This window comes from Streptomyces sp. Rer75 (genome assembly GCF_013414305.1).
GTDB classification, from domain to species: Bacteria; Actinomycetota; Actinomycetes; order Streptomycetales; family Streptomycetaceae; genus Streptomyces; species Streptomyces himastatinicus.
The window spans coordinates 6,312,889-6,338,493 of sequence record NZ_CP058693.1 but is presented as its reverse complement, the minus strand read 5'-3'; the positions used below and the strand labels follow the sequence as shown (position 1 = coordinate 6,338,493).

General features: G+C 71.1%; 21 protein-coding genes and 1 pseudogene. 9 read left to right on the top strand and 13 right to left on the bottom strand.

The window, feature by feature from the left end:
- Positions 1-425: 425 nt before the first annotated feature.
- A complete protein-coding gene (locus HYQ63_RS27480) occupies positions 426-2,198 on the bottom strand; it encodes a cytosine permease (RefSeq protein WP_179936566.1) in 1,773 nt (590 codons plus the stop codon).
- Between the two features lie 194 nt (positions 2,199-2,392).
- Positions 2,393-3,145: a GntR family transcriptional regulator gene (locus tag HYQ63_RS27475; protein WP_179936565.1), complete on the bottom strand. Its 753-nt coding sequence runs from the start codon at positions 3,143-3,145 to the stop codon at positions 2,393-2,395.
- A 151-nt stretch (positions 3,146-3,296) separates the two neighbouring features.
- Here HYQ63_RS27475 and HYQ63_RS27470 point away from each other — a divergent pair, with 151 nt between their 5' ends.
- The 3 genes and pseudogenes from HYQ63_RS27470 to HYQ63_RS27460 all read left to right on the top strand — a co-directional run bounded on the left by HYQ63_RS27470 (position 3,297) and on the right by HYQ63_RS27460 (position 5,672).
- Positions 3,297-4,733, top strand: coding sequence for a M1 family metallopeptidase (locus tag HYQ63_RS27470; RefSeq protein ID WP_179936564.1), 1,437 nt, complete (start codon positions 3,297-3,299; stop codon positions 4,731-4,733).
- 28 nt (positions 4,734-4,761) lie between these two features.
- Positions 4,762-4,962, top strand: a pseudogene (locus HYQ63_RS46100) (pentapeptide repeat-containing protein); the annotation flags it as partial.
- A 107-nt stretch (positions 4,963-5,069) separates the two neighbouring features.
- Positions 5,070-5,672 (top strand): response regulator transcription factor, encoded by a 603-nt coding sequence (locus tag HYQ63_RS27460; RefSeq protein ID WP_179940566.1) that lies wholly within the window; start codon positions 5,070-5,072, stop codon positions 5,670-5,672.
- Here the strand turns inward: HYQ63_RS27460 and HYQ63_RS27455 are convergent.
- From HYQ63_RS27455 to lanKC, 5 genes are all read right to left on the bottom strand, one after another.
- Positions 5,641-7,458, bottom strand: coding sequence for an ABC transporter ATP-binding protein (locus HYQ63_RS27455; RefSeq protein ID WP_179936563.1), 1,818 nt, complete (start codon positions 7,456-7,458; stop codon positions 5,641-5,643). The two genes, HYQ63_RS27460 and HYQ63_RS27455, sit on opposite strands and share 32 nt — an antisense overlap.
- 23 nt (positions 7,459-7,481) lie before the next feature.
- A complete protein-coding gene (locus HYQ63_RS27450) occupies positions 7,482-9,245 on the bottom strand; it encodes an ABC transporter ATP-binding protein (RefSeq protein WP_257232189.1) in 1,764 nt (587 codons plus the stop codon).
- Between the two features lie 158 nt (positions 9,246-9,403).
- Positions 9,404-9,517, bottom strand: coding sequence for a SapB/AmfS family lanthipeptide (locus tag HYQ63_RS44930; RefSeq protein ID WP_248500420.1), 114 nt, complete (start codon positions 9,515-9,517; stop codon positions 9,404-9,406).
- A gap of 72 nt (positions 9,518-9,589) precedes the next feature.
- Positions 9,590-9,703 carry a SapB/AmfS family lanthipeptide gene (locus HYQ63_RS44925; protein WP_248500420.1) on the bottom strand — a complete coding sequence of 38 codons (114 nt, stop codon included), beginning with the start codon at positions 9,701-9,703 and terminating at the stop codon, positions 9,590-9,592.
- Positions 9,704-9,782: 79 nt separating this feature from the next.
- Positions 9,783-12,428, bottom strand: coding sequence for a class III lanthionine synthetase LanKC (gene lanKC / locus HYQ63_RS27445; RefSeq protein WP_179936562.1), 2,646 nt, complete (start codon positions 12,426-12,428; stop codon positions 9,783-9,785).
- A gap of 309 nt (positions 12,429-12,737) precedes the next feature.
- On the opposite strand from lanKC, the gene HYQ63_RS27440 reads away from it, so the two are divergent.
- Positions 12,738-15,221, top strand: a complete 2,484-nt coding sequence (locus HYQ63_RS27440) for an ABC transporter permease (protein WP_179936561.1) — start codon at positions 12,738-12,740, stop codon at positions 15,219-15,221.
- Positions 15,222-15,244: 23 nt separating this feature from the next.
- Here the strand turns inward: HYQ63_RS27440 and HYQ63_RS27435 are convergent, their stop codons facing one another.
- A complete protein-coding gene (locus HYQ63_RS27435) occupies positions 15,245-16,372 on the bottom strand; it encodes a sensor histidine kinase (protein WP_179936560.1) in 1,128 nt (375 codons plus the stop codon).
- Positions 16,373-17,335: 963 nt separating this feature from the next.
- On the bottom strand, positions 17,336-18,424 hold the full coding sequence (gene ychF, locus HYQ63_RS27430; RefSeq protein ID WP_179936559.1) for a redox-regulated ATPase YchF: 1,089 nt from the start codon (positions 18,422-18,424) through the stop codon (positions 17,336-17,338).
- A 220-nt stretch (positions 18,425-18,644) separates the two neighbouring features.
- Here ychF and HYQ63_RS27425 point away from each other — a divergent pair, with 220 nt between their 5' ends.
- Complete coding sequence (locus tag HYQ63_RS27425; RefSeq protein ID WP_257232182.1) at positions 18,645-19,307, top strand: DUF6542 domain-containing protein; 663 nt, start codon at positions 18,645-18,647, stop codon at positions 19,305-19,307.
- Here the strand turns inward: HYQ63_RS27425 and ppgK are convergent.
- On the bottom strand, positions 19,201-19,998 hold the full coding sequence (gene ppgK / locus HYQ63_RS27420) for a polyphosphate--glucose phosphotransferase (RefSeq protein ID WP_179936558.1): 798 nt from the start codon (positions 19,996-19,998) through the stop codon (positions 19,201-19,203). The genes HYQ63_RS27425 and ppgK overlap by 107 nt on opposite strands.
- Positions 19,995-21,035, bottom strand: coding sequence for a 4-hydroxy-3-methylbut-2-enyl diphosphate reductase (locus tag HYQ63_RS27415; RefSeq protein WP_373689147.1), 1,041 nt, complete (start codon positions 21,033-21,035; stop codon positions 19,995-19,997). Before HYQ63_RS27415 ends, ppgK begins: the two co-directional genes overlap by 4 nt.
- A gap of 53 nt (positions 21,036-21,088) precedes the next feature.
- On the opposite strand from HYQ63_RS27415, the gene xseA reads away from it, so the two are divergent.
- The 3 genes from xseA to HYQ63_RS27400 all read left to right on the top strand — a co-directional run bounded on the left by xseA (position 21,089) and on the right by HYQ63_RS27400 (position 23,358).
- On the top strand, positions 21,089-22,363 hold the full coding sequence (gene xseA, locus HYQ63_RS27410) for an exodeoxyribonuclease VII large subunit (RefSeq protein ID WP_179936556.1): 1,275 nt from the start codon (positions 21,089-21,091) through the stop codon (positions 22,361-22,363).
- A gap of 10 nt (positions 22,364-22,373) precedes the next feature.
- Entirely contained in the window at positions 22,374-22,643 is a 270-nt protein-coding gene (locus HYQ63_RS27405; RefSeq protein ID WP_179936555.1) for an exodeoxyribonuclease VII small subunit, read from the top strand.
- Positions 22,644-22,767: 124 nt separating this feature from the next.
- Entirely contained in the window at positions 22,768-23,358 is a 591-nt protein-coding gene (locus tag HYQ63_RS27400) for a malonic semialdehyde reductase (protein ID WP_179936554.1), read from the top strand.
- A 60-nt stretch (positions 23,359-23,418) separates the two neighbouring features.
- On the opposite strand, the gene HYQ63_RS27395 is transcribed toward HYQ63_RS27400, so the two are convergent.
- A complete protein-coding gene (locus tag HYQ63_RS27395; protein WP_179940560.1) occupies positions 23,419-23,961 on the bottom strand; it encodes a DUF4245 domain-containing protein in 543 nt (180 codons plus the stop codon).
- A gap of 169 nt (positions 23,962-24,130) precedes the next feature.
- On the opposite strand from HYQ63_RS27395, the gene glpX reads away from it, so the two are divergent.
- The gene (gene glpX, locus HYQ63_RS27390; RefSeq protein ID WP_123106165.1) at positions 24,131-25,162 is read left to right on the top strand and encodes a class II fructose-bisphosphatase; all 1,032 of its coding nucleotides are present in this window, start codon (positions 24,131-24,133) and stop codon (positions 25,160-25,162) included.
- 75 nt (positions 25,163-25,237) lie between these two features.
- Here glpX and HYQ63_RS27385 read toward each other — a convergent pair whose 3' ends face one another.
- Positions 25,238-25,594 (bottom strand): WhiB family transcriptional regulator, encoded by a 357-nt coding sequence (locus HYQ63_RS27385; protein WP_179936553.1) that lies wholly within the window; start codon positions 25,592-25,594, stop codon positions 25,238-25,240.
- Positions 25,595-25,605: the final 11 nt, after the last annotated feature.

Here is a 25,605-nt window from a genome sequence, read left to right as displayed (position 1 = left end):
CGATCTGAGCTATCGGACATCGCGTGTGATCTATGCAACACACCAATCCGGCGGGGGTCTTGCGGAGCGCATGCGGGCCGCTACGGGAAGGGCCTTCGCAAAACCTCTACGGACCCGCCACGGCGTTCGGCGTCACACGAAGGCGCTGGCCAGACGGTACGGGCCAGCACGGAGGCGGCGCGGAGGCGGCGCCCTCACCGGCGCCGCCATTCCGCTGTGATATCGCCGAATGCGCCCGATTGGACAAGCCGCGGGCATCGATTCCGGCGCATGGGTTTTGAATAGCGAGGGACGGGGAACACGGCGCCGCCCATGAACCAACAAGCTCAAATCCGGCTCAAGTTGGCCGCGAGTCGGAGAAAAGACCAGCCGAATAAATTACCGGCCTTTTACCCGCCTCGGCTCTCTTACGCTGTTGCGCAGCCTTACCCGTCGCTCGCGCGCGCCCCGCTCGCTCGTCGCGCCCCGCTCGCTCGTCGCGCCCCGCTCGCTCGTACGGTCGGCACCGGCAACAGGACGGGGGCCGCGCCGTGCGAACCCTTGGGGCCCTTGCGGCAGGCGTCACCGCACTCGGCGTCCAGCGAGCAGCACAGCGAGCACACCGCCCCGGCCCGCACCGGACAGTCGGCGATGTCCGGCAGCTCGTACGCCGTCTCGCACACCGCGCAGGTGTGGACGGCGGTGACGTCCGGCACCTCCACCCCCGGCCCGTTCACCGGGTTCGGCCGGGCCAGGTAGTAGCGCCCCCGGGTGAGCCAGGCCAGCAGCGGGCTGAGCACCAGCGCCAGACCGCAGGCGATGAAGGTGGAGAACGCCTCGGCCACCTCACCGAACACTCCGAAGAAGGCGATGATCGAAACCACCGAGGCGATCACCATCGCACCGAACCCCGCCGGGTTCACCGCGTACAGGTACGCGCGCTTGAACTCGATGTACTTCGGGCTCAGCCCCAGCGGCTTGTTGATCACCAGATCGGCGGTGACCGCCGCGATCCAGGCGATGCCGACGTTGGAGTAGAAGCCCAGCAGCTTGTTGAGCGCCGCGAACATGTTCATCTCCATCAGCGCCAGCGCGATGGCGAGGTTGAGGAAGATGTACCAGACCCGGCCGGGGTGACGATGGGTCACCCGGGAGAAGAAGTTGGACCAGGACAGCGAGCCGCTGTAGGCGTTGGTCACGTTGATCTTGATCTGGGAGACCACGACGAACAGCGCGGCGGCCGGCAGCGCGACCGAGCCGAGCCAGGGCTTCAACGCCTCGATCTGCGGGGCGATCGGCTCCAGGGCATGGGTCGTGCCGACCGCGCCGAGCGCCACGAAGGCCAGGAACGCGCCGCCGAGCTGCTTGGCCGCGCCGATCACCACCCAGCCGGGCCCGGCGGCCAGCACCGCCAGATTCCAGCGCCGCCGGTTCTGCTCGGTCTTGGCGGGCATGAAGCGCAGATAGTCGGCCTGCTCACCGATCTGGGCGATCAGCGAGAGCGCCACGCCGGTGCCGAGCCCGTACCCGATCCAGTCGAACCCGGACCCCGCCCCCTCCGTACCGCCGAAGGAGGCGAACGAGGCCCAGGCGTCCGGCCGTTCGAAGGCCAGCACCACGAACGGCAGCACCAGCCCGATCAGCCACAGCGGCTGCGTCCACGCCTGCACCTTGGCCAGCGCGCCCATCCCGCGGAAGACGATGGGGATGACGATCAGAGTGGTGATCAGATACCCGATGGGGAGCGGGATGTGGAGGGCCTGCTGCATGGCCTGCGCCATGATCGAGCCCTCCAGCGCGAAGAAGATGAAGGTGAAGCTCGCGTAGATGAGCGACGTCAGAGTCGATCCGAAGTAGCCGAACCCGGCGCCACGGGTGATCAGATCCATGTCCAGCCCGTAAGTCGCACAGGCGCGCGCGATCGGGATACCGGTCAGGAAGATGATCGTCGCCGCGGTGAGGATCGAGGCGAGACCGCTGGTGAAGCCGTACGTGAAGACGATGGACGCGCCGATCGCGAAGTCGGCGAGATAGGCGATGCCGCCGAGCGCCGTCGACGCGACCATGGTCGGCGACCAACGGCGGTAGGAGTGCGGCGCGTAGCGCAGCGAGTAGTCCTCCCGGCTTTCGTCGGCGGCGAGCCGGGCATAACTGCGCCGCGGCGCGCGGGCCGCTGTCGAGCCCGTCTGCGTCTGGTCGGGTGTGACCGTGTCCGTCATGGCGGCTTCCCCTGTCGTTCGGCGCGTGAGCGGTACGCCAGAGGAAGCTAGGCCGGTGACATGTCGGCAGGCCGCGAGCGGGCGTTGCCGGTCCGTTACGGCGAAGAGGCGGACGTAAACTCGCGGTCACGCAGCCGGGGCCGGAGAACCGCCGCAGACGGAGACGCCCACCCCGGCCAAGTCCGCTCCACGCCTCACTTCACCGGCAGGTGGTACGCCACCCGGTAGCGCTCGGCCAGCGTCACCACGTCCGCCGTCTCGACCGGCCGACCGCCCGCGAAGTACGTACGGGAGATCACGAGCACCACATGGCCCGGCACCCCGCCGAGCGCCAGCACCTCCTCGGCGAGGCCGGGACGCGCCCCGACCTCCTCCGCCACGTTGTCCACCACGACGTCGACGGCCGCCATCCGGTCGACCACCCCGCGCCCGGCCAACGGCCCCTCCTCGGGCAGCATCACGGGCGTGCGGCCGGTGACGGCGAGCGGCTCCCAGGACGTGGAGAGCATCACCGGCTCGCCCGCCGCCCGGAACAGATACCGGGTGCGCATGACGCGCTCGCCCGGCTCGACCCGCAGCCGCTCGGCGATCTCCGGGCTCGCCTCCTCCTGTTCGCTCCCGCAGTCCCAGGTGCCGCTGACCCGGTCGTCACCCTGCTCCTGCCGGAACGGGCTGGACTCGCCCCGGGGGTGATAGCCGGTGCGCACCAGACGGCGCGGGACGGGCTGCTCACGGACGTACGTACCCGACCCGGAGCGGCCCTCGACCAGGCCCTCGGCCATGAGCACCTTGCGGGCTTCGAGGGCGACGGTGTCGGAGACCCCGTACTCCTCGCGGATCCGCGCCTGGGAGGGGAGGCGGGCGTGCGGTGGCAGATCGCCCGCGACGATCTTCTTCCGGAGGTCGTCGGCGACACGGAGGTATGCGGGCTGGTCACCAAAGGCCACGTGCACTCCCAGTGGTTGACAGTCAGCAACAGCTTGACAACCGTCGGTTGCCGATAGCAACTGACGGCCAAAGCTTCACTAGAAGTGGTGAACTCCAGTTCGGAGACGTTTATATCGACAGGCATCCGGTTCACCCGGTTTGATGGTGATCATGAGTCCGCAGGCCGCCCACCCGAGGAGAACCGTGCCCCAGCGACCCGCACGCCTCCTCCCCGGCGCCCTGCTCCTGGCCCCGCTCCTGCTGCTGAGCACGTCCTGCACCGGACCGTCCCACGAGGCGCCCCCGGCCCCGGGCGCGGCGGGCAAGGGCGACCCCCTCTTCCCCCGCCTCGGCAACGGCGGCTACGACGTCACCCACTACCGCCTCGCGCTCGACTACACGCCCGGCACCCACCGGCTGCGCGGCACCGCCCGGATCACCGCCCGCGCCACCCGCGCCCTCAGCTCATTCCACCTCGACCTGGCCGGACTGTACGTCCGCGAGACCACCGTGAACGGCCGCTCCGCCCGCGCCACCCGCGACGGCACCGAGCTGACCCTCACCCCCGCCGCCGCCCTCCCCGAGGGCCGCACCTTCACGACCACCGTCGTCTACGACGGCAAGCCGAAGGCCATCACCGACCCGGACGGCTCCCGCGAGGGCTGGCTCCGGACCACCGACGGCGCCGTAGGACTCGGCGAGCCGACCGGCTCCATGACCTGGTTCCCCGGCAACAACCACCCCTCCGACAAGGCCACGTACGACATCACGGTCACCGTCCCCCGGGGCTACGCGGCCGTCTCCAACGGCGAACTCACCCGCCGCGACACCCACAACGGCCGCACCACCCACCACTGGCGCACCCACGACCCCATGGCCTCCTACCTGGCCACCGTCGCCATCGGCCACTTCGACATCCACACCACCACCGCCCACGGCCTCCCCCAGTACGTCGCCATCGACCCCGAGGAGGCCGATGCCTCCCGCGACGTCCCCGACCAGATCGCCAAGATCACCGCATGGGAACGCCGCACCTTCGGCCCCTACCCCTTCGCCTCCACCGGCGCCATCGTCGACCGCCTCCCCGAGCTCGGCTACGCCCTGGAAACCCAGACCAGGCCCTACTTCGCCGCCGCCCCCGACGAGCGCCTGATCGTCCACGAACTCGCCCACCAGTGGTTCGGCAACTCGGTCACCCCGCGCGCCTGGAAGGACATGTGGCTCAACGAGGGCTTCGCCACCTACGCCGAATGGCTCTGGACCGAACAGCACCGCGGCCGCACCGCCCAGCAGACCTTCGACGCCTTCTACGACGGCACGGACGACGAGAGCAAGGGCATTTGGTCCTTCCCGCCCGCCACCCCACCCTCCCCCGGCCACATCTCCGACCCACCCGTCTACGGCCGTGGCGCGATGGCCCTCCACCAACTCCGCCGCGCCGTCGGCGACCGCACCTTCTTCCGCATCCTCCGCACCTGGCCACGGGACCACCGCCACGGCAACGCCGACACGCGCCAATTCATCGCCCTGTCCGAGCGCCTGTCCGGCAAGGACCTGAGCAAGCTCTTCGACACCTGGCTGTACACCAAGGGCAAACCGAAGCGCTGACGCCCGTTGACGCCATCGGGGGGCCGATCTCTACCGCTCGGACGCGCAGGGCGCGGACTTCACCGGGGCCGACCTCACCCGCGCATCGCGTCGCGGTACGCGGTTCATGGGGGCATCGCTGACTACGAAAGAGCGGGCTCCTTGCCCTGTGGTGTGCCGGCCGGGCCCGGTGCGAAGAGCTACTCCGGGAGGGTGTATTTCGTGGCCGGTTTGCTTCTTGCTCACATGATCGACGTCGCATGTCATTGGTTCGAACGTGCAGCGATCGGCTGGGGGCCTAGCGTGGAAGAAAGCGCGGAGAGAACAGGCGGGGGCAGACCCGGGAGCGGCGATCGCATACGCGTGCTCCTGGCCGAGGACGCCCCGCTGATCCGTCAGGCGTTGACCGCGCTGTTGTCCCAGGAACCCGACCTCGAGGTCGTCGCGGCGGTCGACCACGGAGACCTCATCGTCCCGACCGCCCTGCGCACACCGCCGGACGTGGCGGTCCTCGACATCGACCTGCCCGGTACGGACGGGATCACGGCCGCCGTGGAACTTCATGCCCGGTTACCCTCGTGCCGCACACTCGTCCTGACGAGCGTGGCACGGCCGGAACACGTGCGTCGCGCGCTGTCGGCCCAAGTCGTCGGCTTCGTCCGCAAGGACGCCCCGACGGCCCGGCTCGCGGAGGACATCCGCCAGGTGGCGCAGGGGCGTCGGGTCGTCGATCCCGAGCTGGTGCTCGCGGCCGCGACGGCGACCGAAAATCCGCTGACCCCGCGTGAGGTGTCGGTCCTGCGGCTCACCGCACAGGGGGCGTCGGCCCGGGACGTGGCCGCGCAGCTCTACATCTCGGTCGGAACCGTACGCAACCACCTGGCCTCCGCCGTGGCGAAGACGCAGGCCCGCAGCCGCGTGGACGCGATCAGGATCGCGACCGAGGCGGGGTGGCTCTGACGATCCCGCCGACGGTCGGGGACGCCTCGTCGCTCCCCGCAAGCGGCTCCTGCCCGTCCTCGCTCCACAGCCCCACCAGATCCCGGTAGAGCGGCGACCGTTCCAGGACCTCGCCGTGTGCGCCGCTCACAACCCGGCTGCCGTCCAGGACGAGGACCTGCCGGGCACGCAGCGCGGAGCTGATTCGGTGAGCGATCACGACCAGGGAGCCGGGCCGCCGCGCGAACGCCTCCTCCGCCCGTGCCTCGGCGGCGGGGTCGAGATGACAGGTCGCCTCGTCCAGCAGGACGAGGGGGGCCGGGGACAGGTAGGCGCGGACCAGCGCGATCTGCTGGCGCTCGCCGGACGAGAGTGCGGCGGGATCGATCACCGCACCGATCCCACCGAGCCGCGCCACGAGCGGTCCGGCGCCCACGGACTCCACGGCTGCCACCACCTCGTGCTCGGAGGCGTCGGGGCACAGGTAGCGCAGGTTCTCGCAGAGGTCGCCCGAGAACACGTACGCCTCTTGGGGAACGACGACCCGCAGGGCGGACAGGTCGGCCCCGGGCAGGGCACCGGGCGGTCGGCCCCCGAGCCGGATCAGGCCGCTGTCCGGCTCCAGGGTCCCCCCGATCAGGCCGGCCAGCGTGGACTTGCCGATGCCGCTCGGCCCGACGACCGCGAGATGTCCGCCCTCGGACAGCGTGAGATCCAGCTCCCGGAACACCGGGGCCGCCTGCGGTCCGTAGGCGAAGGTGACGGCGGTGAGTTCGACGTCGTAGGCCGTGGGGGCCGTCGTCAGGGGCGGCTGGGAGGTCGCGCCCGGCACCGGATCCGCACCCCGCGCCGGATCCGCCGGCGAAGCCGTCGGCCCCTGTGCCTCGTGGATGCGGCGCAGTGCCACCACCAGGCGGAGTCCACTGCCGCCCAAGCCCTGGATGAGGGAACGGACCGCCGGTTGCAGTCCGCCTGTCACATACGTCGCCGCGCCCAGCACGGCGCCGGCGGACAGTCCGCCGTCGACCAGCCGACCGGCCGCCGTCAGCAACAGGAGCAAGGGAAGCCAGCCGGCGACGGCCAGGCACAGAACACGTGCCGGCATCAGGACGGCGAGTCGCCGGGCGGCGGCGGCCTGTGCGTCGATGTGCTCGACGAGGTCCGCCCGTACGCCGTCCTTCGCACCGCAGGCCACGATGTCCCTGTCGGCCGCGCACGCGGCGCCGGCCGCCTCCGCGACCCGTTCGTCCGCGACGATGACGTCGCGCTGCGCGGTGGCCATCCGGCGCAGCAGTACCAGGAAGAGACCGAGCCCCACCAGCAGCGGCGGTACAACGAGCAGCAGGATCAGCGGTGCGAGGAACACCATGCCGAGCAGTGCCCCGCCCACCGTGAGGAGGAACCCCCGGACGACCATCAGCACGCCCGCGTAGGCCTCGCGCACCATCTCGACCTGGAGAGTCAGCCGGGAGACGCCCGAAGCGTCGACGGCCCGGCCCGCCACTGCCTGCCGCAGGGAGTCCTCAGCCACCTTGCGCACGAGGTCGTCCCGGAAGGGCTCGACCACCTCGGCCAAGAGCGGATACGCCTGCCGCGTTCCCCATGCTCCGGCGAAGACGCCGAGGCCCATCAAGGCGAGCCAGGCCAGCCCGATGAGCGGCCTTCCGGCCGCGAACCCCTGGTCGACTGCCCGAGCCACGAGATGGCCGGCGAGCAGCGCGGGGACCGCCTCGACCAAGGACCAGAGGACCAGTGCGAGCAGACGGTCGGGCCGCGCCCTGAGCGGTGCGATGAGCACGGGGAGCATGGGCTCCCCTGGTGATCCGGCCCTCACGACGGTTCCTCCTCGACAGCCTCGGCACCGCGGAACACCCGCCGGTACTCCGGTTCCGTGCGCCACAGTTCGTGGTGGGGACCGACGCGCCGCACCCGTCCGCCGTCGAGCCATACGACGCTGTCCGCGCGGGCGGCCGTGGCCGCGCGGTGGGCGACGACGATCCGGGTCCGGTCGCGCAAGGCTCCGGTGAGGACCTGGCTGATGCGGTGCTCGGTGACCGTGTCCAGGCTCGACGTGGCGTCGTCAAGGATCAGCAGTCGGCCGGAGTGCACGAACGCCCGGGCCAGCCCGATGCGTTGCACCTCGCCTCCGGACAGGGACGCCTCCCCCAACGGGGTCCGGTACTCGTCCGGGAGCCGCCGGACGAATCCGTCGACATCCGCGGCCCGCGCGGCCACCACGATCCGCTCTTCCGGTACGTCCCCGGCCGTCCGGCCGGTACCGCGGGCGATGGCGTCGCCCAGCGTCTCTCCGAAGAGCACCGGCCGCTCGAAGGCGTAGCCGACGGCGGATCGCAGGTCGCGGTGGGTCAGCTGCCCCAAGGGCATGCCGTCGAGGACGACCGCCCCGGCGTCCGGGTCCGTCAGCCGCCCGGCCACGGCGGCCAGCAGGGACTTCCCAGAACCCGACGCACCCACGAGCGCCGTGCACGTGCCTCCGGGAACCGTCAGATCGACGCCGTCCAGGACACGTTCGCCCCCGGCGGTCACCTGCACGGCCCGCAGCTCCAGGTGGCCCGGGCCGGGGGGCAGCCGTCGGTCCCCGTACTCCAGGACGGGCTGTGCCAGCGCCCCGTGCACCCGCTCCGCAGCCGCACGCGCCCTGGCCAGCCTGCCGAGCAGCATCGTCGTCATACCGAGGCCACTGCCGATGGCGACGTACTGCGCGGCGGCCAGCATCTCACCCACGGTGATACGGCCGGCGGCAAGGGCGAAACCGGCCACGGACAGGACCGCGATCTCGAGCAGCGGTGTGAGCAGCGCGGACCGGCCGGCCGCCTGGGTCTGGGCCTGCCACATGCCGTGTCCCAGCCGGTTGAGCTCGGGCAGCGCGCGCAGCACCCGCCGGACCTCGGCGTCGGCCGTGCCCGCGGCGGCGATGGTGCGGCGTCCGGTGAGGGCCTCGAGCAGGGCGGTCGCGAGGCGCCCTTGTGTCTCCTGGTACCGGACGGACACGTCGGAGATGTGGCGGGTGAACGCGCGCAGCAGGAGGACGACCGCCGGCAGGCCCAGCAGGAAGGTGCCTGCGAGCCAGGGGTCGATGACGAAGAGGGCGACGACACTGCCGACGGCCGGCACGATCGACAGCGCCGCGCGGACGAGTACGGCGGCGACCCCGCCCGCCTCGGCCGCGGCACCGACCAGCCGGCTCACCATGTCGCCTGCGGTGGTGCGGGGCCCGCCGGGCCCGGACCACGAGAGCAGCGTCGCGAGCATCGAACGTCGCAGCAGAGCGGTTCCACAGGCGGCGCCGGCCCCGGCGGCCAGCTCGAACAGCGCGTCGGCCGCGGCCATGGCGGTGACGGCCAAGAGGCAGCCGATCGTCCACCCGCTCGCCCCGCCGCCACCGTCGAGCGCCGAGTCCAGGGCCTTGCCGAGGAAGGCCGGGAACAGGATCTGGGCCGTGGTCGAGAAGACGGCCGTGATGACCAGAACGGTCGTCCAGACGCCGCCCTCGCGCGTGGTACACAGAAGTATCCGGTCCGCCGCACGGCCCGGGAGCCGGGCCGCGCTCTCCAACGGCTGACGCACGGTCACTGGAACTGCTCCCTGCACGAGGTCCGACGGGCGGCCGGGAAGAAACACGGACCGGCCGGCGGGTGATTGCCCCACCCGCCGACCGGGTCCGCTCACGGCGTGGAAGCCGTGTCAGGTGCCTTCAGCCTGCCGCTGTGTGCAGGCCCGGGGCGCTGGACTCAGCAGAAGACCCAGCTGGCGTCCGAGCAGTGCTGGCTCCTACCGCTGCCGAGAACCGTCTCCTCCGAGGACTCGGTCGGCAGTTCCATCTCCTGAAGTTCGAGCAGGGACATGCTGTTTCCTCTCTCTTCGATCGATCGGTACGTGTCGGTCGTACTGTGAGCCGGTCACGGCCCGTGAGCGGGTCAGCAGAAGACCCAGCTGGCGTCCGAGCAGTGCTGGCTCCTACCGCTGCCGAGAACCGTCTCCTCCGAGGACTCGGTGGGCAGCTCCATCTCCTGAAGTTCGAGCAGGGACATGGGAATCACCTCCTTCTGGCGCGGATGCGCGTGCCCGCGGTGCGGGCGCCCGCCGTGATCGGCGGGCAGATCTGTGAGGTCAGGCAGGCCGGTGCCGGCCGAGGAAGGGCAGGTGGACCGGCCCGGTGTGCAGAGCGGCACCGAGGGCCAGCAGCACACCGGCGGATCCGGTCGCCAGGTCCATCGACAGCCTGAGCAACTGTTCCCCCGGGAAGGCCAGTTCTCCCTGGTACTCCAGTGCGTGCCAGGACAGGGCGTCGATCTGTGCGGCGAGGAGCGGATCGGCTGCCGGCGTACGCTCCGGTGACACGGCCCCGAGGTGGTTGATGATGCCCGCCCGGCCGTTGAAGAGTCCGGACTGGACGTAGAACTGGGAGCTGGACGAGATCAGGGCGCCTGCCGCCGCCGCCCGGAAGCGGTCGTCGTCGCGATGGGCGAGATACAGGTCCAGCACCATGGCGACACCCGCGCTGCCCTCGGCGAGATACGGCAGCGAGCGCCAGCCCTCGTTGACGTGCAGGGCACCATCCTCCCGGGTGAGGCAGCGGCGCAGGTCCTGGCGCAGCGCGGTCGCCGCGAGGTCCAGGAAGACGTGGTCGCCGGTGGCCTCGTAGCAGCGCAGGAAGAGCAGGGCCGGGCCCGACGATCCGTGCATGAGGCCCGCTTTGGGGTGCTGGCCGCCGCTCACTTCGGGTACGTCGGTATCGGAGCCGAGCCGCTCCGCCACGGTGCCGGCCACCTCCAGGGCCGCCACCCGCAGACCGCTGTCGCCCGTCCTCTCCGCGAAGTGGAGCAGATTGAGGCCGACTCCCGCCAGGCCGCTGTACAGGTCCGTGCCGAGGCGCTGCCACTTCTCGCCCATGCAACGGTCGAGGACCTGCCGGGCGTCGTCGTGGTGGCCGAGGTGGTCGAGGGCGTAGGCCACCCCGTGCAGCCCGTCGTAGAACCCGATCCTGGCCCGCTGCTCGCGGCGCAACGACCGCTCCAGCAGCCACTGTTCGTGCTCGGGGTAGCGGCCCGCGCCCGTGACGTCCAGGGCGTACAGGACGCCCGCGCCGCCGTGGGCCAGGTTGAGCGCGCCGGTGCTGAACTGGGCTATGTCTCCGGGAAACAGACGGTCGTCACGGCCGGGAGTGGCACTCGCCAGGATCGCGCCGGCCAGCGACCCGCGCACGGCGGGCCAGCTCCGGCGATCGGGCCCGGGGCGGGGCGGCCGGCCGTCCCGCCCCCGGAGTCTGTCGCGGACGGCACCGCCCCTCCCGTCCGTCTGGCCACGCTCCACCGCAGGCCCGCTCCCGGCCGGGCCACCGCTCGCCCCGGTGCTCTCGCCGAGAATCTCCCGCACCGCCGAGTCCAGGAACTCCCGCGGCACGGGGAACCGTGCGGCGATCTCGTCGGCCAGTTCCGCCGCCTTGTGCAGGTCCAGCCTCAGCAGAGCGGTCAGCGGCAGGAACACCGCGAGCTTGATGCACGCCAGGGCGTACGTGTCCGCGGCGAACCCCTTGCGGTCGCCGGGCGCCGCGTACGCGGGGTGGCCGAGCATCCGTACCGCCCCGGACTCGACCGGTGCCGCGACCTCGAAGTCGATCAGCCCGATGCGGCCGTCGTCCCCGACCATGATGTTGTAGGGGTGCAGGTCGCCGAACACGATCCCGCGCTCGTGCACCGAGACGACCGCACGCTCCACGGCACGGCAGACACCCATCGCCCACTCCGTGTAGCCGGCGATCTCCTCGGGGTCGGCCCGCGGGCCGGTCTCCGGGTACTTCAGGCCGAAGAACTTGCTGAGCGGCTGACCCCCGACGAGTTCCTGGGCGAGGAAGTGGTGATCCCCCACGGTGAAGTAGTCGACCACCGCGGGAACCGCGTCGAGTCCGGCGAGCCGTTCCAGGACGTCCCGCTCCCACTGGAGGCGGGTCACGGCGTCTCTTCCGTCGGCCGTCAGACCGGCGTACGGGCGGGCCTCCTTGAGGATCACCTCCTTGCCGGTGCGGGTGTCCTCGGCGATGTACACGCCTCCTCCGTTGGAGAAGTGCACCGGGCGGCGCACTGCGTACGGCAGACCGGCCAGGGACTCGGCACGCCGCGCCTCGACGTGCGGCTGGAGGAACTCCGGGAGCGTCACCCAGTCGGGGACGTGGAAGCCGGGCAGGCGGCGATCGGGGACGAGCGTGCCGTCGGGCCGCTCGACGGCGGGCTCCAGCACGCCCTTCTCCGAGACGACGTGCCGCTCGACGAAGCCGCCGTAGCGCACGTACAACGGGCCCTGGTGCCACCGCAGATCGCTGAGGATGTACGGGCCGGGCTCGCCGCCGACGAGGGCCTCGACGCCTTCGAGGACCTCGCGCAGCTCCGCCTCGTCCGCCGGGTAGATCGTGACCAGTTTGCCGCTGGCGCCCCGGGACGCGTACTTCATGTTCCGCAGCTGGAGGATGTGCTGGCCGCGCAGGAATTTGAACGGGATTCCCCGGGGCACGCAGAAGTTGTGGACGGCATCGAGGATCTTCTCGGCGTTGTCCTGGCACCCGGAGGCGTGCACCTTCCAGCCCTGGGCCGGCCGACGTGTGCCCTCAGGAGTGCACACCAGCCAGTCGTCCTGGCGGACCTTGCGCCATCCCTCGGGCAGTTCCCGGTCGGTGGCGGCGAAGGCGTACTCCTGGTCCTGTGCTTCCCCCGGCGCGTCGAAGAACGTTCGATCGACCATGCAATACGCGTCGTACCGCATCCCTGCGTCCCCCCGCTAATCCATACGGTCGCGTTCGAATGCCTCGAACTGCCTGGAAACCTTTCACACGCAGGAAGAAACGCACCAGTACACAACGCACAAGTCGACCCGTGAAAAACGCATGGCTCCAGGTATTCAAACCGGCCAAACTCCTTACCTCATCCGGGACTTGGCACCCGCCCGAACAATTTTCGATAAGCTTTCAGCGCCCACCGCGAGGAAATCCTCGCCCGCCCCCGAAAGGCACCCATGTTACGAATCGCATGGCGGACCCTTTCGGGCCGCAGGGCAAGCTGGGCAGCCAGTTTCGTGGCCCTCGCCCTGGCGCTGATCATGACGACGGCGTGTGCCGTGCTGCTGGAATCGAGCACCCGCGCCGAATCCCGCACCGAGCGTTACGCGGGCACGGACGTGGTCGTCGCCGGGCAGCCGTTCGTGCCCCGGGCCGGGGAACTCCGTACGGCGCTGGAGAGGTTGCCGTCCGTCGAGCGTGCCGTCCCCGAACTGTCCGTCCCCACCACGGCGGTGGACACGTCGGGCAAGCCGGTCGAGGCGCCCTGGGACGGACCGTTCCTGGGGCACTCCTGGGAGAGTGCCGCCCTCGGGCCCTTCGCGCTGCGGCAGGGCCGCGCGCCCGCCGGTGACGCGGAGGTCGTGCTGGACGGTGCCCTGGCCGGGCGTCTCGACGCCGGGGTGGGCGACACCGTGAGGCTGGCCGGTCCGGACGGGCTGCGCCCGTACCAGGTCTCGGGTGTCGCCGACCCACCGCGGCGACTCGCGCGCCAGTACGCGGTGTTCCATACCTCCCGAGAGGCAGAGCGGCTCGCGGAGTCGGACCAGCCTGTGCGAGCCGTAGGCGTACTGGCAGAGGGGACGACGGACACGGCGGCTCTCCGGCGGCAGGTGGAGAAGGCCGTCACATCGCTGTACGGCGACGATGCCTGGTCACTCGTGGTCGCCTCCGGTGCCGGGCGGGCGGAGGCGGAGTTCTGGGGCGTGCCGTCCCCGGCGTCCACGCTCTCCTCGCTCGTCGGAACATTCGGGGTGCTGTCGCTGTTCGTGGCGGGTTTCGTCGTCTCCGGCACGCTGACGTTCGCGGTCGCCGGGCGGATGACCGAGATCGGCCTGCTGCGGGCCGTCGCGGCCACGAAGGGGCAGATCCGCCGGATGATCGCGGTGGAAGTCCTGCTGATGACCGTGGCGGCGGCGCTGCTCGGCGTCCCCGGTGGGATCGGCGTGGCGATGCTCCTGCATCGGGGGCTGGTGAACGGGGAGGTGTTGCCCCCGTCGTTCGCCCTGTCCGTGGGGCCGGTCGCGCCCTGGGCGACGATCGTGCTGGCCGCGGTCGTGGCGCAGCTCGCGGCGTTCGCCGCCGCGCGGCGCGCCTCGCGGGTACGGCCGGTGGACGTGCTCCGCGAGTCGGCCGCTCCGACGCCGAAGCTGGGCCCGCGGCGTGTACTGCTCGGCATGGGCGTGCTCGCCGGGGCAGGCGGCTGTCTGGGCGCCGTGGCGACCGGTCGGCTGGACGGTGGCGGCGGGACGACCGAGAGCATGGTGCTCGTCCTGATGATCGGGATGGCGCTGCTGGCGCCGCTGATCTGCCGTGTCGCCGGTGCCCTGTTCCTGGCCCCGGTGACGTGGTTCCTGCCCAGGGAGGGCGCGCTGGCGGTCCGTAACCTCCTCCGGCAGAACGCGCGGCTGGCCGCCACCGTGACACCGCTCGTGCTCGCCCTCTCCCTCACCGGCACCCTGCGCTGCGTGCCGCTGGTCACGTCGCAGGGCGCGCAACGGGCGGAGCAGCAGCGTCTGCTCGCCGATCACGTCGTGTCCTCGGCCGGGCCGGGCATCGCGCCGGGCTACGCGGAACGGGCCGCCCGGCTCCCCGGCGTGGCTGCGGCCTCCGGGCAGTTGACCGTGGACGGCGAACTGAGCCGCGCGGACGCCGGCCAGGACGACGACGCGTCCATCTTCGGCGGAAGCCTGGTCGCGATGCGGGCCGAGGCGGTGCCCGACCTCCTGGACCTCGGGGTCCGCGCGGGCTCGCTCGCCCGCCTCGGCGACTCGTCCGTGGCGCTCGGCGCCGGCGCGGCCCGCAGCCTGAGCGTCACGGTGGGCGACCGTGTCCGAGTGGACTGGGACGACGGCGGCCGGGACACGTACCGCGTCGCGGCCGTCTACTCCCGTGACCAGGGTTTCGCCGACGCGCTGCTGCCCCGTGCCTCGGCGGCCCGGCACGCGGCCGCCCCGGTGGACGACACCGTTCTCGTACGGACCGCCCCCGGGGACGATCGGGGCGCTGTCGAGCGAGAGCTGAAGACCCTGGCGGCGGATTTCCCGGGCGCGCGGATCAGTGACGGGGCGACGGAGAGAGAAGCGGAGTCCGGCGCGGCGGCCAACCTGTTCGTGCTGCTGTTGCTGACCATGATCAACCTGTTCACGTCCATCGCCGTCATCAACACCCTGAGCATGGCTACGGCGGGCCGCCGCCGGGAGTTTGCCCTGCTGCGCCTGGCCGGTGCTCAGTCGGCCCAGGTACTGCGGATGCTGGCCTGGGAGGCCGTGCTCACCTGTGTGGTCGCACTGCTGCTGGCCGCTCTGGTCTGTGCGTCGGTCCTGGTGCCGCTCAGCATCGCGGTGACCGGTTCCGCGGTCCCGGCCTTGGCCGGCGGGCCGTTGGCCGCGCTGGCCGTCGGCGCCCCCATGGTCGCCGTCGCCACGGTCACGGTCGCCGGCCGCCTTGCCATGCGGAGCGCCGCGGCCATGCCCGGTGGCCTGGCCAGGGCCGTTTCCTGACCGCCCCGCCGCGCCCCGCAGTCTCACGCCCGGCCGGAGACCCCGTTCTCTGCCGTGTCGCGGCTCGCGCAAGGCAGGGTCGCCTCGAGCCGAAACCCGCCCTCGCCGTCCGCCTCGGCGGTCAGCACGCCACCCCGCTCCGCGACCCGCTCGCGAAGATTGCGCAGACCGCTGCCCGCCCCCTCCAGCAGACGCCTGCCGGCCTCCCCGACCTGCCCCGGAGCGAGCCCGTCGTTGGTCACGTCCAGGCGCGCCCACCCGCCGTCCGCCTGCCCGCTGTCCACGGTGAAGCGGATGGCGCAGCGCCGGGCCTTGCTGTGCCGCAGCGCATTGGTGACGCCCTCCCGGACCACGATGGCCAGCGTCTCGTCGACCGGTCGCGGCAGCAGGCGCCCGGCCAGTTCGACGTCGACGTCGACCCCGAGGGACTCCAGCAGGTCGGCTGCCGTCCGCGCCTCCCTTTCCAGGGTCAGCGTGCGGTACCCGGCGGACACCGCCCGTACCTCCGACAGCGCATGCCGCGCCAGGGCCTGAATACGCGCCAGCTCCTTCTCGGCCCGCTGGGGATCGCTGTGGACGAGCCACTGGATCTGCTCGCTCTGTAACGCGACCGCCGTCAGCGAGTATCCACACAGATCGTGCAGGTCACGCGCGAAGCGCAGCCGTTCGCGGTCGACGGCCTGCTGCGCCAGTTCCGTACGGGCCGCCTGTAGTTCCTCGGCCAGATCTGCCAGGCGCACCACGCCGAACAACGCCAGACCGCCCACCACATGCGACACCGCCGAGTTGAGGCCCTGCCACGCCGTCTCGCCCAGTGCTACGACGAGAGGGACCTGGAGCACGGACAGCGCGACGAACGCCGTCCACGAATGCGGCACGGGCGTGGTCAGCAGCACCGCGGCGGCGAAGGACCCCGGGATGCCGACCCACGTGTCCTGGAAGAAGACGTACGGCGCGTAGGTCACGCCCCCGTGGGCGACGAGCGACCACGGCCACCACGGCTTGCGGCGGCGCACCGCGGCACGGGTGGAGTGCAGCAGATGAAGGCCCAGGTTCAGCGCCAGCACGGCGGACGCCACGGCCAGGTGACGAACCCCGTCACGATTGGCGGCCGTCGCCACCACCGAGGCCACGAAGAAGCCGACAGGCACCAGACATACGATGGCCCGCGCAACGCGGGGACTTCCCCCATTTCGCCCCATGTCCCCCCTTGTATAAGCTCTTTGTAAGGATTCACCAATCCCTCACACGTGAGGATACGCCCGAGGTGAACCGATTGTTCGGATTCTGGACCCGGAAGGGCTTCCCGCTGCCCGGCTCCGGCCCGCCCATGGCCCTGGAACCGGTCCGTGGACCGCGGAAGGGGCGTGACGTGCGGCAGCGCTGTGCTGGACGACTTCGACAGCGCGGTGACCCTGGGCGAGCGCGCGCCCTTTACCGGATCGCTGATCGTCCGCCCGTCCCGGCTGAAACTGATCGTCGCAACACCCGAGGCGTGCCGGATCGTCGGCGTCGTTCGTCGGACGGGCGACAGGTCGCCACTTCCTGCCGACCCGCCGCGCGCCCAGGACCGGGACCCTGGGGCTGACCACACCGGTCGGAGGGATCGACGTCGACTCTCCAGCCCCTGGTGGGGAGCCGAGTCGGTTGCGCCAACTGGACCGAGTGGACAGACCACCTCCACGGCGATCCCGTCTGACCACCGCCGGGGACATCGTGGGAACCGTCGGCTACATGCCCCCGGAGCAGTTCCCCCTTCGGGCCCACTGCCCGGAGATCGCCCCTCAGCTAGACGATCTCGTCCTGGCGACGCTTGCCAAGACCCCCTCCCGCAGGACAACCGTTTGCTCCTGGACGTCCGGCGCCAGATCGGGCTGCTGCTGACCGGGGTCGGGGAGTGGGTCTCTGCCCTGGGAACACTGGCGGAGATCTATCCCGCTGTGACGGCGCACGGCATTGCCGTGCTCGGAGACGATCTCGATGGCCTCGTGATCAGGGTCAGCTGTCCCAGCACCATCCCGGCACGGGATACGCAAGGGGTCGACTCCTGGACGAGCCGACCCCATCTGACCTGCATGCTTACCAGGCCGTCAACGTGGTGTTAGTCCAACCGCTCACACGTTGAAGCGGAACTCCACCACGTCACCGTCGCGCATCACGTAGTCCTTGCCCTCCATGCGCGCCTTGCCCGCCGAGCGGGCGTCGGCGACGGAGCCCGTTTCGACCAGGTCGTCGAAGGAGATGACCTCGGCCTTGATGAAGCCCTTCTGGAAGTCGGTGTGGATGACACCGGCCGCCTCGGGGGCCGTGGCGCCCCTCTTGATGGTCCAGGCGCGGGATTCCTTGGGGCCGGCCGTGAGGTAGGTCTGGAGGCCGAGGGTGTTGAAGCCGACGTGGGCGAGGGTGGCGAGGCCGGGTTCGGTCTGGCCGACGGACTGGAGGAGTTCGAGGGCCTCCTCGTCGTCCAGTTCGGCGAGGTCGGCTTCGAGCTTGGCGTTGAGGAAGATCGCCTCGGCGGGGGCGACGAGGGAGCGCTGCTCGGCCTTGAAGTCCTCGTCGGTCAGCTCGTCCTCGTCGACGTTGAAGACGTAGAGGAACGGCTTGGTGGTGAGGAGGTGCAGGTCGTGGAGGAGGGCGGCGCGCTCGCTGCCCTGGACGATGCCCGCGGAGAAGAGGGTGCGGCCCTCGTCGAGGATGGCCTTGGCCTCCTCGACGGCCTTGACCTGGGCCTGCTTGTCCTTCTGGATCCGGGACTCCTTGACCAGGCGGGGCAGCACCTTCTCGATGGTCTGGAGGTCGGCCAGGATCAGCTCGGTGTTGATCGTCTCGATGTCGCTCTTGGGCGAGATCTTGCCGTCGACGTGGACGACGTTCTCGTCCTTGAAGGCGCGGATGACCTGGCAGATCGCGTCGGACTCGCGGATGTTCGCCAGGAACTTGTTGCCCAGGCCCTCGCCCTCCGAGGCGCCCTTGACGATCCCGGCGATGTCGACGAAGTCGACGGTGGCGGGGAGCTTGCGGGCCGAGCCGAACAGCTCGGCGAGCTTGTCGAGGCGGGGGTCGGGGACGCCGACGACACCGACGTTGGGCTCGATGGTGGCGAACGGGTAGTTGGCCGCCAGCACGTCGTTCTTGGTCAGGGCGTTGAACAGGGTCGACTTGCCGACATTCGGCAGACCGACGATTCCGATCGTGAGCGACACGTTGGCGACTTCCCGTAGCTTCCCGTAGCGGGATCGAATGCAAGGACAGGGACCGGCCCCCGCGGGGGCCGGTCCACCAGTCTACGGGGCCGCCTCCGGTCACCCGCCCGGGCGGACCGTCACCCTCCCGGGCTGACAATCAGTCGAACAGACTGCCAAGGTCCCGCGAAGGGCGTGTCCCAGTCCGGATTACAGCCCTCCGCCCACCTACGTTGGTCTGGTGGAGCACTACAGGACACGTACGCCCCGTCGGGCGGCCGCCCCCTCGCCCCGGCCGGCGGCGGACGACACGTACCCGGGCAGGGGCCAAGGGGGAAGGCAGAGCGCGGGCGGCGCGGCGCGCGGCGCCCGGCCGGTGGCACGCCCGGGCGGCCGGAGCGGGCTGCTGGGCGCGGCCGCGACGCTGCGCGACCGGCCGGTCACCCTGCCCAGCGCCCGGCTCACCGCCTTGGGCGCGGGACTGCTGACCGCGCTGGCGATGCTGGCGTTCGGCTGCGTGGACGCGCTGCTGTTCTCCGGGTCGCCCACCGCGTACGGGGTGTTCTTCCTGCTGGCGTGCGCGGGCTGCGGGATGTGGGTACGGCCCGCCGACCTGTTCCCGGGGGCGATCGGGGTGCCGATCGCCTTCACGGCCGGGCTGCTGCCGATCAACGACGGCGGCGCGGGGTTCGCGGGCCAGGCGCTGGGCGTGTTCACCGCGCTCTCGCTGAACGCGGGCTGGCTCTACGCCGGGACGCTGCTGACCGCGCTGATCGTCCTCGTCCGCAAGATCGCCCTCATGGGGCGGCAGCGGCGGCGCCGTCAGCAGCGGCAGCCGCGGCCATCGCGGCACCCACGATCCCCGCATTGTTCTGGAGCTGAGCCGGGACGATCTCGGCCCTGATGTCCTCGATCAGCGGCAGGAACTTGTGCGCCTTCCGGCTCACCCCGCCGCCGATCACGAACAGCTCGGGCGAGAACAGCATCTCCAGGTGCGCCAGGTACTTCTGCACCCGGTGCGCCCAGTGCGGCCAGCTCAGGTCGTGGTCCTCCCGGACCTTGGTCGAGGCACGCTTCTCCGCCTCGTGGCCGTCCAGCTCCAGATGGCCCAGCTCGGTGTTGGGCACCAGCCGACCGCCGGTGAAGACCGCGCTGCCGATGCCGGTGCCCAGGGTGAGCACGATCACGGTGCCCTGGCGGCCGCGGCCTGCGCCGAAGGTCATCTCGGCGACCCCGGCCGCGTCCGCGTCGTTCAGCACGGTGACCGGGGCGCCCAGCCGCTCGCCGAGCAGACCGGCCAGGTCGGTGCCTATCCAGCTCTTGTCGACGTTCGCGGCGGTACGGGTCGTCCCGTCCGTCACCACGCCGGGGAAGGTCACCCCGACCGGGCGCCCGGACCAGCCGAAGTGCTCGGCGACCTCCACCACACCGTCCACGACCGCCTCGGGCGTGGACGGATGCGGGGTGAGCACCTTGTGGCGCTCCTCGGCCAGGTCGCCGCGGTCCAGATCCACCGGCGCGCCCTTGATCCCGGACCCGCCGATGTCCACTCCGAACACCCGGGCGGCCTGGCCGCCGCCGTGTTCGTTCGTCACTGCTCCGCGCCGTTCGTCCCGGCGGACGTCGCGGCAGACGTCCCGGCGGACGTCCCGGCGGCCGCGGAGGCCTCGGACCGCAGGTCCCGGCGCAGCTCCTTGGGCAGCGAGAACGTCAGGGACTCCTGCATGGGCTGTACGACCTCCACGTCCCCGAAGCCGCGCTCGGCGAGCCATTCCAGGACGCCCTCGACCAGCACGTCCGGCACGGAGGCGCCCGAGGTCACGCCGACCGTCGTCACGCCCTCCAGCCAGGCCTCGTCGATCTCGCTCGCGTAGTCGACCAGGTGGCCGTCCTTGGCGCCGGCGCCGATCGCGACCTCGACCAGCCGCACCGAGTTGGAGGAGTTCTTGGAGCCGACGACGATGACCAGGTCCGATTCGGCGGCGACCTGCTTGATCGCGGTCTGGCGGTTCTGGGTGGCGTAGCAGATGTCGTCGCTGGGCGGGCTGATGAGCTGCGGGAAGCGGTCCTGAAGCGCGTCCACGGTCTCCATCGTCTCGTCGACCGAGAGGGTGGTCTGGGACAGCCAGACGACCTTGGACTCGTCGCGGACCTCGACGTTCTTCACATCGTCCGGGCCGTCGACCAGGGTGATGTGGTCCGGCGCCTCGCCGCTGGTACCGATGACCTCCTCGTGGCCCTCGTGACCGATCAGGAGGATGTCGTAGTCCTCCTTGGCGAACCGGACGGCCTCCTTGTGGACCTTGGTGACCAGCGGGCAGGTCGCGTCGATGGTGGCCAGCTTGCGCTGCGCGGCCTCCTCGTGGACGACCGGCGCGACGCCGTGCGCCGAGAAGATCACGATGGAGCCCTCGGGCACCTCCTCCGTCTCATCGACGAAGATCGCGCCCTTTTTCTCGAGGGTCTGGACGACGTACTTGTTGTGGACGATCTCCTTGCGCACATAAATCGGCGCGCCGTACTGCTCCAGGGCCTTTTCGACGGCGATCACGGCACGGTCGACGCCCGCGCAGTAGCCACGCGGGGCAGCGAGCAGGACCCGGCGGGCGGAGGTTGCAGTCATGTCCCCCATCGTAGGGGCGATGACGACGGGCTCTGTCGGTGGTGGCCGATACCCTCGCGGTCATGGCTCTCAACACGTCCGCGGAAGCGCCGATCCCGGTCGGCGAGGTGTCCCGGCTGATCGGAGGGTGGATCGACCGGCTCGGGGCGGTGTGGGTCGAGGGGCAGATCACCCAGCTGTCCCGGCGGCCGGGCGCCGGAGTGGTCTTCCTGACACTGCGCGACCCCAGCTATGACATCTCGCTGACCGTCACCTGCTTCCGCGCCGTCTTCGACAAGATCGCGGACACGGTCTCGGAGGGCGCCCGGGTCGTCGTGCACGCCAAGCCGGAGTGGTATGCGCCACGCGGCCAGCTGTCCCTGCGGGCCGCCGAGATCCGGCCGGTGGGCGTCGGTGAACTGCTGGCGCGGCTGGAGCAGTTGAAGAAGTCGCTGGCGGCCGAGGGGCTGTTCGCCGCCGAGCGCAAGAAGCCGCTGCCGTTCCTGCCGCAGCTGATAGGGCTGGTCTGCGGCCGCGCCTCGGCCGCCGAGCGCGACGTGCTGGAGAACGCGCGGCTGCGCTGGCCCGCCGTCCGCTTCGAGGTGCGCAACGTCGCGGTGCAGGGCACCCACGCGGTGCCGCAGGTGATCGAGGCGGTCAAGGAGCTGGACGCGCTGCCCGCGGTGGACGTGATCGTGGTCGCGCGCGGCGGCGGCAGCGTGGAGGACCTGCTGCCGTTCTCGGACGAGCAGCTCGTACGGACGGTCGCCGCGTGCCGTACGCCGGTGGTGTCCGCGATCGGCCACGAGCCGGATTCGCCTCTGCTGGATCTGGTCGCGGACCTGCGCGCCTCCACGCCTACGGATGCGGCGAAGAAGACCGTGCCGGACGTGGGCGAGGAGCTGGTGCGCATCCAGCATCTGCGCGAACGCGCGCTGCGCAGCGTCAACGGGCTGCTGGACCGCGAGGAGCGGGGGCTGGAGTCCGCGCTCGCCCGGCCGTGCCTGCGGCAGCCGCACCGGATGGTGGAGGAGCGCGAGGAGCAGATCGCCTCGGTGCTCGACCGCGCCCGGCGCTGTCTGGGGCATCTGCTCGACCGGGCGGACTCGGAGCTGGCGCACACCCAGGCCCGGGTGGTGGCCCTCTCCCCCGCGGCGACGCTGCGGCGCGGCTATGCGGTGCTCCAGCACGCCGACGGGTCGGTGGTGCGGGCGGCGGCCGAGGTGTCGGCGGACGAGGAGCTGCGGGCGCGGGTCGCGGAGGGCGAGTTCACGGTGCGGGCCGTTGGCGGATCCGCCGGAGCTGTTGGCCCCACCGGAGCTGTCGAGCCTGCCGAGGCTGTCGGACCTACTGAATAGGCTGAGGGGCATGGCGAAGACGGACGAGAAGGCCGGGGCGGCGGAGACGACGCTCGGGTACGAGCAGGCGCGGGACGAGCTGGTCGAGGTCGTGCGGCGGCTGGAGGCGGGCGGCACGAGCCTGGAGGAGTCGCTGGCCCTGTGGGAGCGGGGCGAGGAGCTGGCCACGGTGTGCCGCCGCTGGCTGGAGGGGGCGCGGGCGCGGCTGGACGCGGCGCTGGCGGAGTCCGGCGGGGGCGCGGACGGCGGCACGGAGGGCGACGGCGAGGGCGGGGGCTGAGGGACAGGTGCCGGAGCGTTGTGATTCGGGGCACCGTGCTCCGGTTTTAGTTGAACATTAACCTAAACCTCGTACAGTGGAGGCAGCACACGCTGATATCACCACCGTGACCAGGAGGTTTAGCATGACGCTCGCACTCGACCCGGCCGCCCAGGACCTGCTCTTCCGTGAGGCCCACACCGCCAACACCTTTACCGACGAGCCGGTGTCCGAGGAGCAGGTGCAGGCCATCTACGACCTGGTGAAGTACGCCCCCACGGCCTTCAACCAGTCGCCGCTGCGCATCGTCCTGGTCCGCTCCGCCGAGGCGCGTGAGCGTCTGGTGCCGCACATGGCCGAGGGCAACCAGCCCAAGACGGCCTCCGCGCCGCTGGTCGCGATCCTTGCCGCGGACAACGAGTTCCACGAGGAGCTGCCCGCGCTCTTCCCGCACGCCCCGCAGATCAAGGACGTCTTCTTCAACGAGCGCGGCACCCGTGAGCAGGCCGCCGGGTTCAATGCCTCGCTCCAGGCCGGTTACTTCATCGTGGGCATCCGTGCCGCCGGTCTGGCCGCCGGTCCGATGACCGGTTTCGACCCGGCCGGGGTCCAGAAGGAGTTCCTGGACGACGACCACACCCCGCTGATGATCGTCAACATCGGCAAGCCGGGCGAGGACGCCTGGAAGCCGCGCAGCCCGCGCCTGGACTTCGACCAGGTCGTCACGACCGTGTGAGGGAACAGACAGCAGCGCGCCCCTTCGGCACAGGTGCCGAAGGGGCGCGCGTGTATCTGATCAGCCCTTCTCGGCCTTGAGCGCCGCGGCCATCTTCGCGAGCTGCCCATACGAGGCGGTGCCGGTGACGACCGTGGTCACGCCCGGTTCGCGGCGCACCAGGGCGTCGTACTTGTCACCCTCGTAGCGGACCCACTCCTGGCCGCCGATCTTCTGCTTGGCCTTGGTCTCCCGCGCCTGCTGGGTGACGTCCTCGATGAACGGGACCGGCCTGCCGTCGCTCTGCTCGATCGCGATGTACTCCTCGTTCTGGTCGAGGAAGCCCAGATGCCAGGCCGCGCCCTTGTCCGCCGTGGTCTTGGGCTGGTACGTCACCGAGGTCGCGCGCCACCCCTTGGGCAGGCTGCCCTTCTCGGGGGCGGCGACCGGGTACGGCGCCGCGCGCCGGGCGGTGTCCACCTCCACCCGGTAGTCGACCGTCTGGACGCCCTGGCCCTTGTCACTGTCGTCGTGCGGAATGCCGAAGACGTAGATGGCCGCCGCGACGACACCAATCACCGTCAGCGACAGGACCATGTCCCGCACCGTCTCTTTGCCACGCATACCTGCCACGCCCCCCATCGTCCCTCATCGCCTCGCGACACCCGGCAACAGGGCCGCAACAGGGTCCTGCTCATGCGTGGGGTCCTCTGCTCACTTTCGCAATGAGCGGATAAGGTCATGAGCACCCTCACTTTTTCCGGTTCGTCGCCGTACAGAAAGGTGCGCTCCGATGACCGAGCATCATCTGCCGTCCCAGCTCGAGGTCAGTCCCGCGGCTCCCGACCGCAACCTCGCCCTCGAGCTGGTCAGGGTCACCGAGGCGGGCGCCATGGCCTCCGGCCGCTGGGTGGGCCGCGGTGACAAGAACGGCGCGGACGGCGCCGCCGTGAAGGCCATGCGTTCCCTCGTCCACACCGTGTCGATGAATGGCGTCGTGGTCATCGGCGAGGGCGAGAAGGACGAGGCGCCGATGCTCTACAACGGAGAGCGCGTCGGCGACGGGACCGGCCCGGAGTGCGACGTGGCCGTGGACCCGGTGGACGGCACCACGCTGACCGCCAAGGGCATGGCCAACGCCGTCTCCGTCCTCGCCGTCGCCGAGCGGGGCACCATGTTCGACCCGTCGGCCGTCTTCTACATGGACAAGCTGGTCACCGGCCCCGAGGCCGCCGAGTTCGTCGACATCACCGCGCCGCCCGGGGTGAACATCCGGCGGATCGCGAAGGCCAAGAAGTCCAGCCCCGAGGACGTCACCGTGGTGGTGCTGGACCGCCCCCGCCACGAGGGGCTGGTCAAGGAGATCCGGGAGGCGGGCGCCCGGATCAAGTTCATCTCCGACGGCGACGTGGCCGGTGCGATCATGGCGGTGCGCGAGGGCACCGGCGCGGATCTGCTGCTGGGCGTCGGCGGCACGCCGGAGGGCATCATCGCGGCCTGCGCGCTCAAGTGCCTCGGCGGCACGATCCAGGCCAAGCTGTGGCCGAAGGACGACGAGGAGCGACAGCGCGCCATCGACGCGGGCCACGACCTCGACCAGGTGCTCCAGACCGACGACCTGGTCAGCGGCGACAATGTGTTCTTCGTCGCCACCGGCATCACCGACGGCGATCTGCTGCGCGGGGTGCGGTACCGCGCGGAGACCGCCACCACCCAGTCGCTGGTGATGCGGTCGAAGTCCGGGACGATCCGGCAGATCGACTCCACCCACCGGCTGTCCAAGCTGCGCGCCTACGCCTCGGTCGACTTCGAGCGCCCGCGCTAGCGTCCCGGAAGGGCCCGGACACGACACGGGCCGGACTCCGCCATCCGGCGGGGCCCGGCCCGTGTCGCGACGAATTCACCCGGCGGCGACAACGCGCACGGCGCGCTGGAGCTCCGCCTCTCGGCGCCGGCGGCGGGCCAGCACCACCCGGCGCTCGGCCGCGGTCAGCCCGCCCCACACCCCGTACGGCTCGGGCTGGAGCAGCGCGTGCTCCCGGCACTCGACCATGACCGGGCAGCGCGCACAGACGCGCTTGGCGGCCTCTTCCCGCGACAGCCTGGCAGCCGTGGGCTCCTTGGAGGGGGCGAAGAACAGCCCGGCCTCGTCCCGGCGGCACACCGCCTCCGAGTGCCAGGGTCCGGCCTGATCCCGAGCGGGGGTGCGCTGCGGGGGCACGGCGGCGTCCAGCAGGGGCTGATGCGGTTGCAGCACGGTCTACTCCT